Source organism: Exiguobacterium sp. PFWT01 (genome assembly GCF_018255795.1).
Lineage (GTDB): Bacteria > Bacillota > Bacilli > Exiguobacteriales > Exiguobacteriaceae > Exiguobacterium.
This window is the reverse complement of sequence record NZ_CP073755.1, coordinates 2,403,133-2,417,500: the sequence shown is the minus strand read 5'-3', so window position 1 is coordinate 2,417,500 and position 14,368 is coordinate 2,403,133. Positions and strand designations below refer to the sequence as shown.

Annotated in this window: 14 protein-coding genes, 2 rRNA genes and 1 riboswitch (1 of these 17 cut by a window edge); of the genes, 15 read left to right on the top strand and 1 reads right to left on the bottom strand. The window is 51.2% G+C overall.

Annotated elements, in window-relative coordinates; genetic code table 11:
• From KD909_RS12465 to KD909_RS12455, 3 genes are all read left to right on the top strand, one after another.
• Positions 1–509 (top strand): 23S ribosomal RNA (locus KD909_RS12465) (it extends 2,404 nt beyond the left edge of the window).
• Between the two features lie 52 nt (positions 510–561).
• Positions 562–678: ribosomal RNA gene (gene rrf / locus KD909_RS12460) — 5S ribosomal RNA — on the top strand.
• Positions 679–765: 87 nt separating this feature from the next.
• Complete coding sequence (locus KD909_RS12455; RefSeq protein WP_015880702.1) at positions 766–957, top strand: NETI motif-containing protein; 192 nt, start codon at positions 766–768, stop codon at positions 955–957.
• Between the two features lie 42 nt (positions 958–999).
• On the opposite strand, the gene KD909_RS12450 is transcribed toward KD909_RS12455, so the two are convergent.
• Positions 1,000–1,470: an NUDIX hydrolase gene (locus KD909_RS12450; RefSeq protein WP_211781744.1), complete on the bottom strand. Its 471-nt coding sequence runs from the start codon at positions 1,468–1,470 to the stop codon at positions 1,000–1,002.
• Positions 1,471–1,616: 146 nt separating this feature from the next.
• Positions 1,617–1,718, top strand: a riboswitch (purine riboswitch).
• A gap of 68 nt (positions 1,719–1,786) precedes the next feature.
• Between KD909_RS12450 and purE the strand changes: the two genes are divergently transcribed.
• The 12 genes from purE to purD are packed head-to-tail and all read left to right on the top strand — an operon-like array spanning position 1,787 to position 14,323.
• Positions 1,787–2,275 (top strand): 5-(carboxyamino)imidazole ribonucleotide mutase, encoded by a 489-nt coding sequence (gene purE / locus KD909_RS12445; RefSeq protein WP_211781743.1) that lies wholly within the window; start codon positions 1,787–1,789, stop codon positions 2,273–2,275.
• A complete protein-coding gene (purK, locus tag KD909_RS12440; protein ID WP_211781742.1) occupies positions 2,275–3,369 on the top strand; it encodes a 5-(carboxyamino)imidazole ribonucleotide synthase in 1,095 nt (364 codons plus the stop codon). Before purE ends, purK begins: the two co-directional genes overlap by 1 nt.
• Positions 3,366–4,658, top strand: coding sequence for an adenylosuccinate lyase (gene purB, locus KD909_RS12435; protein ID WP_015880706.1), 1,293 nt, complete (start codon positions 3,366–3,368; stop codon positions 4,656–4,658). The genes purK and purB overlap by 4 nt, the downstream gene beginning before the upstream one ends.
• 49 nt (positions 4,659–4,707) lie before the next feature.
• On the top strand, positions 4,708–5,412 hold the full coding sequence (gene purC, locus KD909_RS12430) for a phosphoribosylaminoimidazolesuccinocarboxamide synthase (RefSeq protein ID WP_211781741.1): 705 nt from the start codon (positions 4,708–4,710) through the stop codon (positions 5,410–5,412).
• Positions 5,409–5,651 (top strand): phosphoribosylformylglycinamidine synthase subunit PurS, encoded by a 243-nt coding sequence (gene purS / locus KD909_RS12425; RefSeq protein ID WP_047795907.1) that lies wholly within the window; start codon positions 5,409–5,411, stop codon positions 5,649–5,651. Before purC ends, purS begins: the two co-directional genes overlap by 4 nt.
• The gene (purQ, locus tag KD909_RS12420; RefSeq protein WP_031420919.1) at positions 5,648–6,328 is read left to right on the top strand and encodes a phosphoribosylformylglycinamidine synthase subunit PurQ; all 681 of its coding nucleotides are present in this window, start codon (positions 5,648–5,650) and stop codon (positions 6,326–6,328) included. The genes purS and purQ overlap by 4 nt, the downstream gene beginning before the upstream one ends.
• Positions 6,312–8,531 carry a phosphoribosylformylglycinamidine synthase subunit PurL gene (purL, locus tag KD909_RS12415; protein WP_211781740.1) on the top strand — a complete coding sequence of 740 codons (2,220 nt, stop codon included), beginning with the start codon at positions 6,312–6,314 and terminating at the stop codon, positions 8,529–8,531. Before purQ ends, purL begins: the two co-directional genes overlap by 17 nt.
• Positions 8,507–9,916, top strand: coding sequence for an amidophosphoribosyltransferase (purF, locus tag KD909_RS12410; protein ID WP_031420923.1), 1,410 nt, complete (start codon positions 8,507–8,509; stop codon positions 9,914–9,916). The genes purL and purF overlap by 25 nt, the downstream gene beginning before the upstream one ends.
• A 12-nt stretch (positions 9,917–9,928) precedes the next feature.
• Positions 9,929–10,963: a phosphoribosylformylglycinamidine cyclo-ligase gene (purM, locus tag KD909_RS12405; RefSeq protein WP_211781739.1), complete on the top strand. Its 1,035-nt coding sequence runs from the start codon at positions 9,929–9,931 to the stop codon at positions 10,961–10,963.
• The gene (gene purN, locus KD909_RS12400) at positions 10,960–11,538 is read left to right on the top strand and encodes a phosphoribosylglycinamide formyltransferase (protein ID WP_211781738.1); all 579 of its coding nucleotides are present in this window, start codon (positions 10,960–10,962) and stop codon (positions 11,536–11,538) included. Before purM ends, purN begins: the two co-directional genes overlap by 4 nt.
• The gene (purH, locus tag KD909_RS12395; protein ID WP_031420927.1) at positions 11,535–13,055 is read left to right on the top strand and encodes a bifunctional phosphoribosylaminoimidazolecarboxamide formyltransferase/IMP cyclohydrolase; all 1,521 of its coding nucleotides are present in this window, start codon (positions 11,535–11,537) and stop codon (positions 13,053–13,055) included. The genes purN and purH overlap by 4 nt, the downstream gene beginning before the upstream one ends.
• A 14-nt stretch (positions 13,056–13,069) precedes the next feature.
• Positions 13,070–14,323 carry a phosphoribosylamine--glycine ligase gene (gene purD, locus KD909_RS12390; protein WP_211781737.1) on the top strand — a complete coding sequence of 418 codons (1,254 nt, stop codon included), beginning with the start codon at positions 13,070–13,072 and terminating at the stop codon, positions 14,321–14,323.
• The last annotated feature ends 45 nt before the right edge of the window (positions 14,324–14,368 follow it).

Here is a 14,368-nt window from a genome sequence, read left to right as displayed (position 1 = left end):
GATCCGGTGGTTCCGCATGGAAGGGCCATCGCTCAACGGATAAAAGCTACCCTGGGGATAACAGGCTGATCTCCCCCAAGAGTCCACATCGACGGGGAGGTTTGGCACCTCGATGTCGGCTCATCGCATCCTGGGGCTGGAGTAGGTCCCAAGGGTTGGGCTGTTCGCCCATTAAAGCGGTACGCGAGCTGGGTTCAGAACGTCGTGAGACAGTTCGGTCCCTATCCGTCGTGGGCGCAGGAAATTTGAGGAGAGCTGTCCTTAGTACGAGAGGACCGGGATGGACGCACCGCTGGTGTACCAGTTGTTCCGCCAGGAGCACCGCTGGGTAGCTACGTGCGGACGGGATAAGTGCTGAAAGCATCTAAGCATGAAGCCCCCTCCGAGATGAGATTTCCCTTTGAGCAATCAAGAAAGACCCCTCAGAGACGATGAGGTAGATAGGTCATGGGTGGAAGCGTGGCGACACGTGGAGCTGAATGATACTAATCGGTCGAGGCTTTGATCTAGTCTATAGTTTGTGTTGATGAATCCTCAGTTTTCAGGGAACAAGCCCTAAAGTCTGGTGGCGATAGCGAGACGGCCACACCCGTTCCCATGCCGAACACGGAAGTTAAGCGTCTCAGCGCCGAAAGTAGTTGGGGGATCTCCCCCTGTGAGGATAGGACGTTGCCAGGCAAACGGTGGTTCTGGAGCATTCGCTCAAGGGCCGCCGTTTTTTCATATCATCGATTCAGCTTAGTGGAAGAGAGGACGTAAGAAGCAATGGCTAAGAAGATCAAAGTATATGTCGAACCAAATGAAACGGTCAGTGAATGTTTAGATCGAATCAATGAAATGGGTTATCGTCCTATACGCCGTATTGAAAAGCCCGTCTTTGAGCAAACGGGAGCCAAAGATGAACCTGTCCATTCCCATCAGTCGATTTTATTTGAATGCGTCTCTAAAGAATCCTAATGCCAAGCCGTCACACAATCTGCGTGACGGCTTTTTTATGTCTCAAAATGAATGCTCGCGTTCAAAGCATCGATCTCCAAGCGCATCCAATAAAGTTTGAGCTCGTTTTTCTATCTTTTTAGGAAGATTCTCTTTACTAAAGTATTCAAGAGCCAAACTTTCACCATCTTCCATGACGAGCGCTCCATGTACTCCTTTCGCCTGGTATAAATGAATGACACCGTATGTCTCGTCTCCGTTTGGATATTTGAAGTATCCATCTGAACCGGAAAAGACTTGGATTAATTCAAATTGCTCAGCGAGAAGTCCAGTTTCTTCTTTTAATTCTCTAGCAGCGACTTCTTCCAACGTTTCCCCGAGTTCCATCGATCCTCCTGGTAAACCCCAGTCAAGTGTATCCGATCGGAATTGCATCAGTACCTCTTGCTTTTGATTGATGACCAAAATGGTCGCTCCCACACTGATGATCGGACGGTTGCCAATCACTTCTCTAAGACTCGATATGTAACTCATCGAACTCCCCCTTTTCAATAGCATACATTATCGGAGAAGATTGTGCTGATAACATCCAAAAAGCGAACGATAAATATTCAGACAATTAAAATGTTCGCAGTTTATTGACATGTTTTCAAAGAACAAGGTACGATAGGCGTGTGAGATAAGAAAAATAAATAGTGCTCCATATAATCGCAAGGAAATGGCTTGCAAGTTTCTACCTGATCACCGATTCTGATCAGACTATGGGGTGTAGCGGACGTGTATTTGTCATGCCTATACCCTAAACTGATTGTCGGTTTAGGGATTTCTTTTTGTAAGGGGGACATTGGGAATGAACGTAGCAGTTGGAGTAATCATGGGAAGTTCATCTGATTGGGAGACGATGAAACATACGTGTGACGTGTTGGATGAGTTGCAGATTCCATATGAAAAACAAGTCGTATCCGCTCACCGTACACCAGACCTTATGTTCGAATATGCTGAAGAGGCACGAGGCAGAGGCATCCAAGTGATCATTGCGGGTGCTGGTGGGGCAGCCCACCTTCCTGGAATGGTCGCTGCGAAAACGACACTTCCTGTCATCGGTGTCCCGGTTCAGTCGAAAGCACTCAATGGAATGGATTCGCTTCTCTCCATTGTTCAGATGCCTGCAGGAGTTCCAGTAGCAACTGTTGCGATTGGTAAGGCGGGAGCAACGAATGCAGGATTATTGGCTGCTCAAATCCTCAGCATCCACTCCGCAGACATTACACATCGACTGGATGCATTTCGTGAGAAGAAACAAGAGATGGCGATTCGAGGAACGGAGGAGTTGGTCTGATGAGAATCGGAATTTTAGGTGGAGGACAACTTGGCCGGATGATGTCTCTTAGTGCGAGTGCAATGGGATACACGACACTTTGTCTAGACCCTAACCCCAATGCACCGACTGCTCAAGTGGCAGATTCAATTGTTGCCTCATTTGATGATGTCGATGCCGCAAAAGAACTCGCTGCTCGTTCAGACGTTGTGACGTATGAATTTGAGAACATCGATACGGAAATGATTGCAGCCATCGAAGAAAAATGCCCACAAGGTATGGACGTATTGAAGGCGACGCAACATCGCATCTTAGAGAAACAGATGATTGAATCAGCAGGACTACGTGTCGCACCGTATGTTTCGGTACGTACGGTTCGAGATGTACGGCAGGCATATGAGAAGCTCGGTTTGCCGTTTGTCATCAAAACGTGTCGTTTCGGCTATGACGGGAAAGGGCAGACGGTCATTCGGTCGGAACATGATCTTCAGACCTTCGCTGAACATTTTGTCGAACAGGAATACGTCGCCGAAGCTTGGTTGCCATTTGAAAAAGAGATCTCGGTCATTGTGACGAGAGGACATGACGAAACGTCGACATTCCCGGTCAGTGAAAACATTCATCACAACAACATCCTACATTTATCGATTGTACCGGCTCGCGTATCAAATGAGATTCAAGAGGATGCAAGACACCTCGCACTCCAGCTCGCAGACCATATCGGCTTAATGGGAACGCTCGCTGTCGAACTGTTCGTCATGACGGATGGCCGTCTATATGTGAATGAGCTTGCACCACGTCCCCACAACTCCGGGCATTACACGATTGACGCTTGTGAAACCTCACAATTTGAACAACACATTCGAGCCGTGACCGGGATGCGCCTTGGACGGACGAGATTGACATCGCCTGTCGTCATGGTCAACCTTCTCGGTGAGCATATGCCACGACTTCATGTCAAAGCATTGCCATCGAATGTTAAACTACATCTGTATGGAAAAGATGAAGCGAAGACAGGTCGTAAAATGGGACATTTGAACGTCCTTGCTGACACGGTCGAAGAAGCGCTTCATACCATCGAACAACTGGCAATTTGGAAGGAGACCGTTTTATGATTTCACGCTATACCCGCCCAGAGATGGCAAACATTTGGACTGATCAAAACAAATTCGAGGCTTGGTTAAAAGTTGAACTTTATGCCTGTGAGGCTTGGAGTGAACTCGGTATCATCCCGAAAGAAGATGTCCAAGTCCTTTGGGACAAGGCATCGTTTGATGTGGATCGCATTCTAGAGATTGAACAAGAGACACGTCATGATGTAATCGCGTTCACTCGTGCCGTTTCCGAGACACTCGGAGAAGAGAAAAAGTGGGTACATTACGGCTTGACGTCGACGGATGTCGTCGACACGGCACTCTCGTACTTAATCAAACAGGCGAATGATCTTTTAGAAGCCGATTTAGATCGCTTCATCGGTATTCTCGCAGAAAAAGCAAAAGCACATAAGTATGACATCATGATGGGACGCACACACGGCGTGCACGCAGAACCGACAACGTTTGGTTTAAAGCTCGCCCTCTGGTATGAAGAGATGAAACGAAACAAAAAACGTTTCATGGCAGCTCGCGAAACGATTGAATTCGGGAAGATGAGTGGAGCGGTCGGAACGTTTGCGAATATCGACCCGTTCATCGAGTCATACGTCTGTGACAAGCTCGGTATCCAAGCTGCACCGATCTCGACACAGACACTCCAACGTGACCGTCATGCCGAGTATATGTCAACACTCGCATTGATTGCCACATCGATTGAAAAGATGGCAACGGAGATTCGTGGACTTCAAAAAACAGAGACACGCGAAGTGGAAGAGTTCTTTGCGAAAGGACAAAAAGGGTCGTCTGCGATGCCGCATAAACGTAACCCAATCGGTTCTGAAAATATGACGGGTCTTGCACGCGTCATTCGCGGTCATATGATGACAGCATACGAGAACGTCCCACTCTGGCATGAACGTGACATCTCGCACTCATCAGCAGAACGAATCATCATTCCGGATGCGACGATTCTCCTCAATTACATGTTGAACCGCTTCGGTAACATCGTGAAGAACTTGACGGTCTTCCCGGACAACATGCGTCGCAACATGGACCGCACGTTCGGAATCATCTTCTCGCAACGGATCTTACTCGGTCTCATCGAGAAGGGATGGTCACGTGAAGCGGCATACGACGCGGTTCAACCGAAGGCGATGCAGGCATGGGAAGAAGAGACGATGTTCCGTACATTGATTGAAGAGGACAAAGAAATGGGCGCACTCTTTACGAGTGAAGAGCTCGATGAGTTGTTCGACCCGCGTTATCACGTACGTCGTGTCGATACGATTTTTGAACGCTGTGGTTTGTAATCGTTGAGGGGCGACAAGCCCCTCTCACTTTTAAGGGGGAACGGTTCAGATGAAAGCAATTTATGAAGGTAAGGCGAAGGCGTTATTTGAGACAGAAGAAGCGGGTGTGCTTCGTGTGTACTACAAAGACGATGCGACAGCATTCAATGGAGAGAAGAAAGAGTCGATTGATGGGAAGGGGATTTTAAACAACGCCATCACGACCCAGTTGTTCGAATTGATGCATGACAACAAGATTCCGACGCACTTTATCAAACGAATCTCAGAGCGAGAACAGTTGGTCCGCCGTGTCGACATCATCCCGTTAGAAGTGGTCGTCCGCAACGTCGCAGCGGGTAGTCTAGCGAAACGTCTCGGTTGGGAAGAAGGAACACCGCTCCTCGCACCGATTGTCGAGTTTTATTATAAGGACGACGCTCTTGGGGACCCACTCCTCACAGAAGATCATATCCGATTATTGCAAGTTGCCACACACAAAGAAGTCGAAACATTGCGACAACTCGGGCTTTGGGTAAACGATGTCTTGATCGATTTCTTTGGTCAACACGGCATCGACGTGATCGATTTCAAACTAGAGTTCGGAAAAGTGGATGGGACAATCATTTTGGCGGATGAAATCTCACCGGATACGTGCCGTCTCTGGGACAAAGAAACGAAACAGAAACTTGATAAAGATGTATTCCGTCGCGATTTAGGTTCTTTGACTGAGACGTATGGACAATTGTTAACACGCATAGGGGGAAACGGACAATGAAAAAAGTAAATGTGTATGTGACATTACGTGAAAGTGTACTCGACCCACAAGGAGTGGCCGTAAAAGGCGGACTCGAACATCTTGGATTCGCTGGAGTTGAATCGGTGCGCATCGGGAAAGTCATCGAGCTTCAAGTAGCGGACGACACGACAGAAGACATGGTCAAAGAAATGTGTGAGAAGTTACTCGTCAATACGGTCATTGAGAATTATGAAATCGAGATGGGGGTACTCGCATGAAGTTTGCGGTCATCGTCTTTCCAGGATCAAACTGTGACCTCGACATGTACCACGCGGTAAAAGATGTGCTCGGGGAAGAAGCGGAATACGTGTTCCATACGGAAACCTCACTTGAAGGATTCGATGGGGTCCTCTTACCAGGCGGTTTCTCATACGGAGACTACTTGCGCTGCGGGTCAATCGCCCAGTTTTCACCAATCATGGCTGAAGTGAAGCGTTTCGCGGAAGAAGGACGCCCGGTTCTTGGCGTATGTAACGGATTCCAAGTGCTCGTCGAAGCGGGACTCCTCCCAGGTGTATTGATGCGAAACCGCGATTTGAAATTCATGTGTAAGACCGTCGACCTCGTCGTCGAAAACAACGAAACGATGTTCACAAGTGAGTATGCGGCACAGGAAACGATTCGCGTGCCGATCGCACACGGTGAGGGCAACTACTACTGTGACGAGACGACACTCGAGACATTGAAGGCAAATGGCCAGATTGCGTTCACCTATAAAGAGAACCCGAACGGATCGGTCGAAAACATCGCCGGCATCACGAACGAGGCAGGGAACGTACTCGGCATGATGCCACACCCGGAGCGTGCGGTCGAAGCGTTGCTCGGTGGGGAAGACGGTAAACGGTTATTCACGTCAATCGTAAAATGGGGGGCACGACATGTTACTTACAACTGAACCGACAGCTACACAAATCCGTGATGAACGGATCTATGCCACAATGGGATTATCGGACGACGAATACGCGCTCGTCGTCTCACTGCTTGGCCGGGAACCGAATTATACAGAGATTGGTCTCTTCTCGGTCATGTGGTCTGAACACTGTTCGTACAAAAACTCGAAACCGGTGCTCCGGAAGTTTCCGACAACCGGCAAGCACGTCTTACAAGGACCGGGAGAAGGAGCTGGAATCGTCGACATCGGAGACGGCCAAGCCGTCGCCTTTAAAATCGAGAGTCATAACCATCCATCCGCGATCGAGCCTTATCAAGGAGCGGCGACTGGGGTTGGCGGAATCATCCGTGACATCTTCTCGATGGGCGCCCGTCCGATCGCTTTAATGAACTCACTCCGTTTCGGAGATTTGAACGAATCACGTGTGAAACATTTATTCGGTCATGTCGTATCCGGCATCGCTGGATACGGGAACTGTGTCGGCATCCCGACTGTCGGTGGGGAAGTCGCCTTTGACCCGGCTTACTCAGGAAACCCACTCGTCAACGCAATGTGCGTCGGCTTCATCCGTCATGAAGACATTCAAAAAGGAATCGCGGAAGGTGTAGGGAACTCGGTCATGTACGTCGGAGCAACGACAGGACGTGACGGAATCCATGGTGCCACGTTCGCTTCTGAAGAACTCGGGGAAGACGCGGACGAGAAACGTCCAGCCGTCCAAGTCGGAGACCCGTTCATGGAGAAGCTCTTGATCGAAGCGTGTCTCGAAGTCATCAAGCACCCGGCGCTCGTCGGGATTCAAGACATGGGCGCAGCCGGATTGACGTCATCGTCAGCAGAGATGGCATCGAAAGCAGGGATGGGAATCGAGATGAATCTAGACCTCGTCCCACAACGTGAGACAGGCATGACACCTTACGAGATGATGCTATCGGAATCGCAAGAGCGGATGCTTCTCGTCGTCAAAGCTGGACATGAAGACGAAATCGAAGCAATCGTCACGAAGTGGGGACTTCATGCAGTCAAAGTTGGGGAAGTCATTGAAGAAAAAGTACTTCGTCTCGTTCATCAAGGGAAAGTCGCGGCGGAAGTCCCGGTCGATGCACTCGCCGAAGACGCTCCTGTCTATCATAAACCGTCTAAAGTCCCAGCATATTATGAAGCATTCCAAGCGATGGAGCCGGTCACACCGATCGTCGAAGATGTGATGGCGACATGGAAAGACGTCCTTGCGATGCCGAGCATCGCCTCGAAACGTTGGGTGTATGAGCAATATGACCATATGGTACAAACGTCGACAGTCGTCGCACCGGGTAGTGATGCCGCGGTCATTCGCATTCGTGAGACGGAGAAGTCGCTCGCGATGACGACAGACTGCAACGCAAAATATGTCTATCTCGACCCACGTGTCGGTGGAGCCATCGCTGTCGCGGAAGCGGCACGAAACATCGTCGCAAGTGGTGCAGAACCACTCGCCTTGACGGACTGTCTCAACTTCGGGAGCCCGGATAAACCGGAAGGGTTCTGGCAGCTCGACCAAGCCGTCGAAGGAATGGCAGAAGCGTGTCGTACGCTTGATACGCCGGTCATCGGTGGGAACGTATCGCTGTATAACGAATCGAACGGACAAGCCATCTACCCGACACCGGTCGTTGGAATGGTCGGACTCATCGAGAAACCAGAACATATTACGACATCGTTTGCGAAACAAGCGGGAGACGTCGTCTTCTTACTCGGTGAGACGAAAGCGGAATTTGGCGGAAGTGCCCTTCAGATGTTGCAAGACGGAAAAGTGAGCGGTCATGCGCCGACACTCGACCTTGAAGAAGAACGTCAGACACAGAAGGTATTGCTTCACGCCATCCGTGAAGGTCTGGTCACGGCGGCACACGACGTGTCAGAAGGTGGTCTTGCGGCAGCGTTACCGGAACTGGTCTTTGGAACAGGGTTCGGCATGGACGTGACGATTGACACAGATCTCGTGACGGCGCTATTCAGTGAATCACAGTCACGTTTCCTCGTGACGGTCGACAAGGCACATGCCGAGTCATTCGCGAGCATGACGAACGGGACAGCGATCGGGACAGTTACAGAAGCATCCACACTTGTCGTTCGCGCAAGCGACCGCTTGATTGAAATGGACGTGAAAGAGTTAGAGCGTGTATGGGAAGGAGCTATTCCATGTTATATGACATCCGAGGCATGAACGAGGAATGCGGCGTCTTCGGTGTGTTCGGTCACATCGAAGCGTCACACCTTGCCTATTACGGACTTCACAGCTTGCAACACCGTGGCCAAGAAGGAACGGGAATCGTCACGGCAGACGGAGAGCGTCTCCACGCGAAACGTGGACTCGGACTCGTCACCGAAGTGTTTGACGAAACATCTCTCGACGCACTCACCGGGAACCATGCGATTGGACACGTTCGCTACTCGACGGCTGGCGGAAACACGCTCGAGAATGTTCAACCGCTCCATTTCAAGTCGTTGACTGGCGATTTGGCGATGGCGCATAACGGAAACCTTGTGAATGCGAACGAATTGAAACATATGCTCGAAGCGGAAGGCGCGATCTTCCAGACAACGTCCGACACGGAAGTCGTGGCCCACCTCATCAAGCGGAGTCGCGGCAATTCGTTGAAAGAACGGATCGCCGACAGCTTGGCCCGTCTCGTCGGGGCATTCGCATTCCTGTTCTTGACGGAAGATGCACTGTACGTCGGTGTTGACGTGCATGGGTTACGTCCATTATCACTCGGACAAACCGAAGACGGGGCTTACGTGTTCGCTTCAGAAACGTGTGCGTTTGACGTCGTGGGGGCGACGTACGTACGAGATGTGGAGCCAGGAGAATTGCTCATGATCACGAATGAAGGCATCACGTCAGAGCGATTCAGTGAAGCGGCCGTCCGTGCCATGTGCTCAATGGAATACATCTACTTCTCACGACCGGACTCGATCATCGATGGTATCAACGTGCATACGGCACGTAAAGCCATGGGGAAAAAGATGTTTGAAGAAGCACCGGTCGAAGCGGATGTCGTGACAGGTGTGCCGGATTCAAGTATTTCCGCGGCAATCGGCTACGCTGAGGCGAGCGGAATTCCATACGAAATGGGACTCATTAAAAACCGATACGTCGGACGGACGTTCATTCAACCGTCCCAGGAACTACGGGAGCGCGGCGTGAAGATGAAGTTGTCAGCGTTACGCGGTGTCGTGAACGGGAAACGCGTCATCATGGTCGATGATTCCATCGTCCGTGGAACGACGAGTCGCCGAATCGTCACGTTACTTCGAGAGGCAGGCGCGACGGAAGTGCATGTGCGCATCACGTCACCACCAATCAAACATCCGTGTTACTACGGAATCGATACATCCACCAAGGAAGAGTTAATTGCGGCAACCAAATCCATTGAAGAAATCAGAGAAGAGATTGGTGCCGATTCACTAGCGTTCCTCACATTGGATGGAACGGTCGAAGCCATCGATCGTCCATTCGAAGGAGCACTACGCGGGCAGTGTGCTGCATGCTTCACGGGACTTTATCCGACTGAACTTGCAGAACTCGTGACAGAGACAAAGGCTTAAGGGGGAAAAGCGATGAGCGTTCGTTATGAACAAGCGGGTGTGAATTTAGAAGCAGGGTACGAGGCCGTATCCCGTATGAAACGTCATGTCGCTCGGACGATGCGTCCGGAAGTGATGACAGGACTCGGTAGTTTCGGAGCGATGATTGACCTCGGTTCGATGAACATGAAACACCCGATTCTCGTGAGCGGGACTGACGGGGTCGGGACGAAACTGAAATTGGCGTTCGCGCTCGACCAACACGACACGATTGGAATCGATTGCGTCGCCATGTGCGTCAACGATTGTCTCGTACATGGAGCAGAACCGCTCTATTTCCTCGACTATATTGCGACCGGGAAAGCAGAACCGGCCAAACTGGAGCGAATCGTCGCCGGTGTTGCAGAAGGGTGTGTCCAAGCCGGTTGTGCGCTCGTCGGTGGCGAAACGGCTGAGATGCCAGGGATGTATCCGGATGGCGAATATGACATCGCCGGATTTGCGGTCGGTGTCGTAGAGAAAGAAGATTTGCTCGACGGTTCGACGATTCAGGATGGGGATGTCGTGCTCGGACTTGCCTCTTCAGGCGTCCACTCGAACGGGTTCTCCCTTGTACGTCATATCGTGGAAGCGCAAGGTCTTCATTATACGGATGAGATTGCGATGCTCGATACGACACTCGGGAACGCCTTGCTGTTGCCGACACGGATTTATGCCGAAGCGGCGAAAGCGGCCATTTCGACAGAGAAGGTTCAAGGGATGGCACACATCACGGGTGGTGGCTTCTATGAGAATGTGCCTCGCATGTTGCCAGAAGGTCTTGGTATCACGTTCGATGCGTCGAGTTGGCCGAGTCTTCCTGTATTCGACTGGCTCGAACAAGTCGGGAACATCTCGAAGCAAGAAATGTTCAACGTCTTCAATATGGGGATTGGTTATATGATCACGGTACGAGCTGAAGATGTGGAACTCGTCGAAGCGGCGCTTGAACGTGTCGGGGAGACTGCGCACCGAATCGGGAAAGTCGAGAGTCGTCCAGGCATCCGGATTTCAGGAGTGGACCAATGAAACGATTTGCCATCTTTGCGTCAGGATCGGGAAGTAACGCTGAAGCGATCTGGCAAGCGATCGCCGATGGTCATTTGTCTGCCGAATGTGTGTTGCTCGTGACGGACAAACCAGAAGCCACTGTTCTCGATCGAGCGGAGCGTTATGGGATTTCAAGCTTTTCGTTTACACCGAAGGCGTACACGTCAAAAGAAGAGTTCGAGGAAGAAATCCTCGTCCTGCTCCGTACGCTTCGTGTAGACTATATCGTGTTGGCGGGGTATATGCGCTTGATCGGAAATGTGTTACTATCCGCATATCCGAATCGCATTCTAAACATTCATCCATCGCTTTTACCAGCTTTTCCGGGTAAAGACGCAATCGGACAGGCGCTTGACGCCAACGTGCCGACGAGTGGTGTGACCGTTCATTATGTGGATGCGGGGATGGACACGGGTCCGATCATCGCACAGGCGTCCGTCGAGATTGAAGGGTGTGACCGCACCGAGGCGACACGTCGTATTCAGACGATCGAGCACCAACTGTATCCGCGCGTATTACAACAATTGTTGAATCAACAGGAGGTTTTCAAGTGAGAGCATTATTAAGTGTTTCTGATAAAACGGGAATTGTCGAACTCGCGACCGTCTTGCATGAGGCGGGCATCGAGCTCATTTCAACAGGTGGGACCGAGGCTGCGCTTCAGCAGGCGGGATTGCCAGTCAAAAACATTTCGGAAGTGACATCGTTCCCTGAAATGTTAGACGGCCGTGTCAAAACGTTGCACCCACTCGTTCACGGGGGCTTGCTCGGACGTCGTGACCTCGATACGCATGTCGCACAAATGAAAGATCATCACATCGAACCAATCGATTATGTCGTGGTCAATCTGTATCCGTTCAAGGAGACGATTGCAAAAGAAAATACGACATACGAAGAAGCGATTGAAAACATTGATATCGGTGGACCGAGCATGTTGCGTTCGGCTGCGAAAAACCATGCGAGTGTCACCGTCGTCGTGGACCCGAGTGATTACACACTCGTCGCCGATGAAGTACGTGGAGGTGGTACATCGTTTGAAACACGTCAACGTCTCGCGACGAAAGCGTTCCGACATACGGCTGCCTATGACGCATTAATTGCCGACTACTTAGGTCGTCAAATCGGCGAAACGTTCCCAGAGCAGTTGACGGTCACGTATGAAAAAGTTCAAGACCTTCGTTACGGAGAGAACCCACACCAACAAGCGGCGTTTTATAAGACACCGTTATATGACGGGATGACACTAGCGAATGCGACACAGCTTCACGGGAAAGAGCTCTCGTATAACAACATTCAAGACACGAATGCAGCCCTTGAAGCACTCAGTGAATTGACTGAGCCGGCGGCAGTCGTCGTCAAGCACATGAACCCTTGCGGCGTTGCAGTCGGACGGACGATTTCTCAAGCGTTCGAACGTGCCCATGCTGCCGACCCGGTCTCCATCTTTGGTGGAATCGTCGCCTTAAACCGTGAAGTCGATCTCGAAACGGCGGATGCCCTTCGCAACATCTTTTTAGAGATCATCATTGCTCCATCCTTTAGTGAGGCAGCACTTGACCGATTGAAAGAGAAAAAGAATCTTCGTTTGTTGACGTTAGATATGGGACAGATGACAGGCATGCGCCTCACGGCTGTCGCGGGAGGATTGCTCGTACAAGACGGGGATGACATGACACTCGATGATGCCTCATGCCAAATCGTGACGGATCGTCGTCCGACAGCATCAGAATGGGAAGACTTGAAACTTGCATGGCGTGTCGTCAAGCATGTCAAATCGAACGCGATTGTCGTCGCAAAAGACGAAACGACGATTGGAATCGGTGCCGGACAGATGAACCGCGTCGGTGCAGCAAAAATCGCTTTCGAACAAGCCGGGGAACGCGCGACAGGCGCGGCTCTCGGAAGTGATGCCTTCTTCCCGATGGCAGATACGGTCGAAGCGGCAGCGGCAGCGGGAATCACGGCCATCATCCAACCGGGTGGGTCGATTCGCGATGCCGAATCGATTGAAGCGGCAAATCGCCATGGTATCACGATGGTATTCACATCAGTCAGACATTTCAAACACTGAGAGGGGTTTGCGTCATGAACGTATTGGTCATCGGTCGAGGAGGGCGCGAGCATGCGCTCGCATGGAAGTTGAAACAAGACGGGCATCACGTCTTCGTTGCACCTGGCAACGACTTCATGGAAGGGATGACGTGCGCGTCGATCCATGAAACAGACGTGGAGGCGCTCGCCCATTTCGCAGAAGAGAATGAGATCGAATGGACGATTGTCGGACCGGAGTCGTCGCTCATGGCAGGAGTCGTGGATACGTTCCGCGACAAAGGGCTGAATATCTTTGGACCGACGAAAGTGGCTGCCTTACTCGAGGGAAGCAAGGCATTCGCCAAAGAAGTCATGATGGAAGCCGGAATTCCGACAGCGGCATATGAGGCGTTCACGGATGCGGCATCGGCGCTTGCCTATATCGAGAAGATCGGTGCACCACTCGTTGTCAAGGCGGACGGATTGGCTGCCGGTAAAGGCGTCACGGTTGCGTTCACGGTCGAAGAGGCAGAAGCTGCCGTACATGATATTTTCACGACGGATAAATTTGGCCAACAGTCACAAGTCGTCATCGAGGAGTTCCTCGATGGGGAGGAATTTTCGCTCATGGCATTCGTCTCGGGAGAGCGTGTCATTCCGATGATCACCTCGCAAGATCATAAACGTGCCTATGACGGCGACGGGGGACCAAACACGGGTGGGATGGGCGCCTATAGCCCGATGCCACATCTGCCAAAGGACGTGTATGAGGAGGCCGTCGAGACCGTATTAAAACCGCTCGCACAGACGATGGTCAAGCGAGGCACTCCATTTGAAGGATTCTTGTACGCCGGTCTCATCTTGACGGCAAATGGACCAAAAGTCATCGAATTTAACGCACGCTTCGGTGACCCGGAAACGGAGGTCATCTTGCCGAACTTGAAATCGCCGCTACTAGACGTGATTGAAGCGATCGTTCGCCAAGAGCCGTATTCGGTTGAGTGGATTGACGGATACACGATGGGTGTCGTCATTGCGGCCGAAGGGTATCCGGACCGACCGATCACGGGCCAGGTGTTATCAGGATTTGAGTCACTTCCGAAAGATGTGCTGGTCTTCCATGCCGGCACGACAAAGAAGGGCGATCAAGTCGTAGGGAGCGGAGGTCGTCTACTCGTTGTGACGGCGACGAAGCCGACACTGCTTGAGGCGAAAACGGCTGTGTATGCGGCAATTTCACAACTCGATTTACCTGAAACGTTCCACCGAACGGACATCGGATCACGGGCGTTCACGCAGATTATTTGAAGGATGGGTCAACCCATCCTTTTTTTCATGCGAAAAAAAGGAAAT

Coding starts and splice junctions, on each gene's coding strand:
- purC (WP_211781741.1), top strand. CDS start 4,708: ATGAAAGCAATTTATGAAGGTAAGGCGAAGGCGTTATTTGAGACAGAA.
- purM (WP_211781739.1), top strand. CDS start 9,929: ATGAGCGTTCGTTATGAACAAGCGGGTGTGAATTTAGAAGCAGGGTAC.
- purK (WP_211781742.1), top strand. CDS start 2,275: ATGAGAATCGGAATTTTAGGTGGAGGACAACTTGGCCGGATGATGTCT.
- purB (WP_015880706.1), top strand. CDS start 3,366: ATGATTTCACGCTATACCCGCCCAGAGATGGCAAACATTTGGACTGAT.
- purD (WP_211781737.1), top strand. CDS start 13,070: ATGAACGTATTGGTCATCGGTCGAGGAGGGCGCGAGCATGCGCTCGCA.
- purE (WP_211781743.1), top strand. CDS start 1,787: ATGAACGTAGCAGTTGGAGTAATCATGGGAAGTTCATCTGATTGGGAG.
- purS (WP_047795907.1), top strand. CDS start 5,409: ATGAAAAAAGTAAATGTGTATGTGACATTACGTGAAAGTGTACTCGAC.
- purF (WP_031420923.1), top strand. CDS start 8,507: ATGTTATATGACATCCGAGGCATGAACGAGGAATGCGGCGTCTTCGGT.
- purQ (WP_031420919.1), top strand. CDS start 5,648: ATGAAGTTTGCGGTCATCGTCTTTCCAGGATCAAACTGTGACCTCGAC.
- KD909_RS12450 (WP_211781744.1), bottom strand. CDS start 1,470: ATGAGTTACATATCGAGTCTTAGAGAAGTGATTGGCAACCGTCCGATC.
- KD909_RS12455 (WP_015880702.1), top strand. CDS start 766: ATGGCTAAGAAGATCAAAGTATATGTCGAACCAAATGAAACGGTCAGT.
- purN (WP_211781738.1), top strand. CDS start 10,960: ATGAAACGATTTGCCATCTTTGCGTCAGGATCGGGAAGTAACGCTGAA.
- purL (WP_211781740.1), top strand. CDS start 6,312: ATGTTACTTACAACTGAACCGACAGCTACACAAATCCGTGATGAACGG.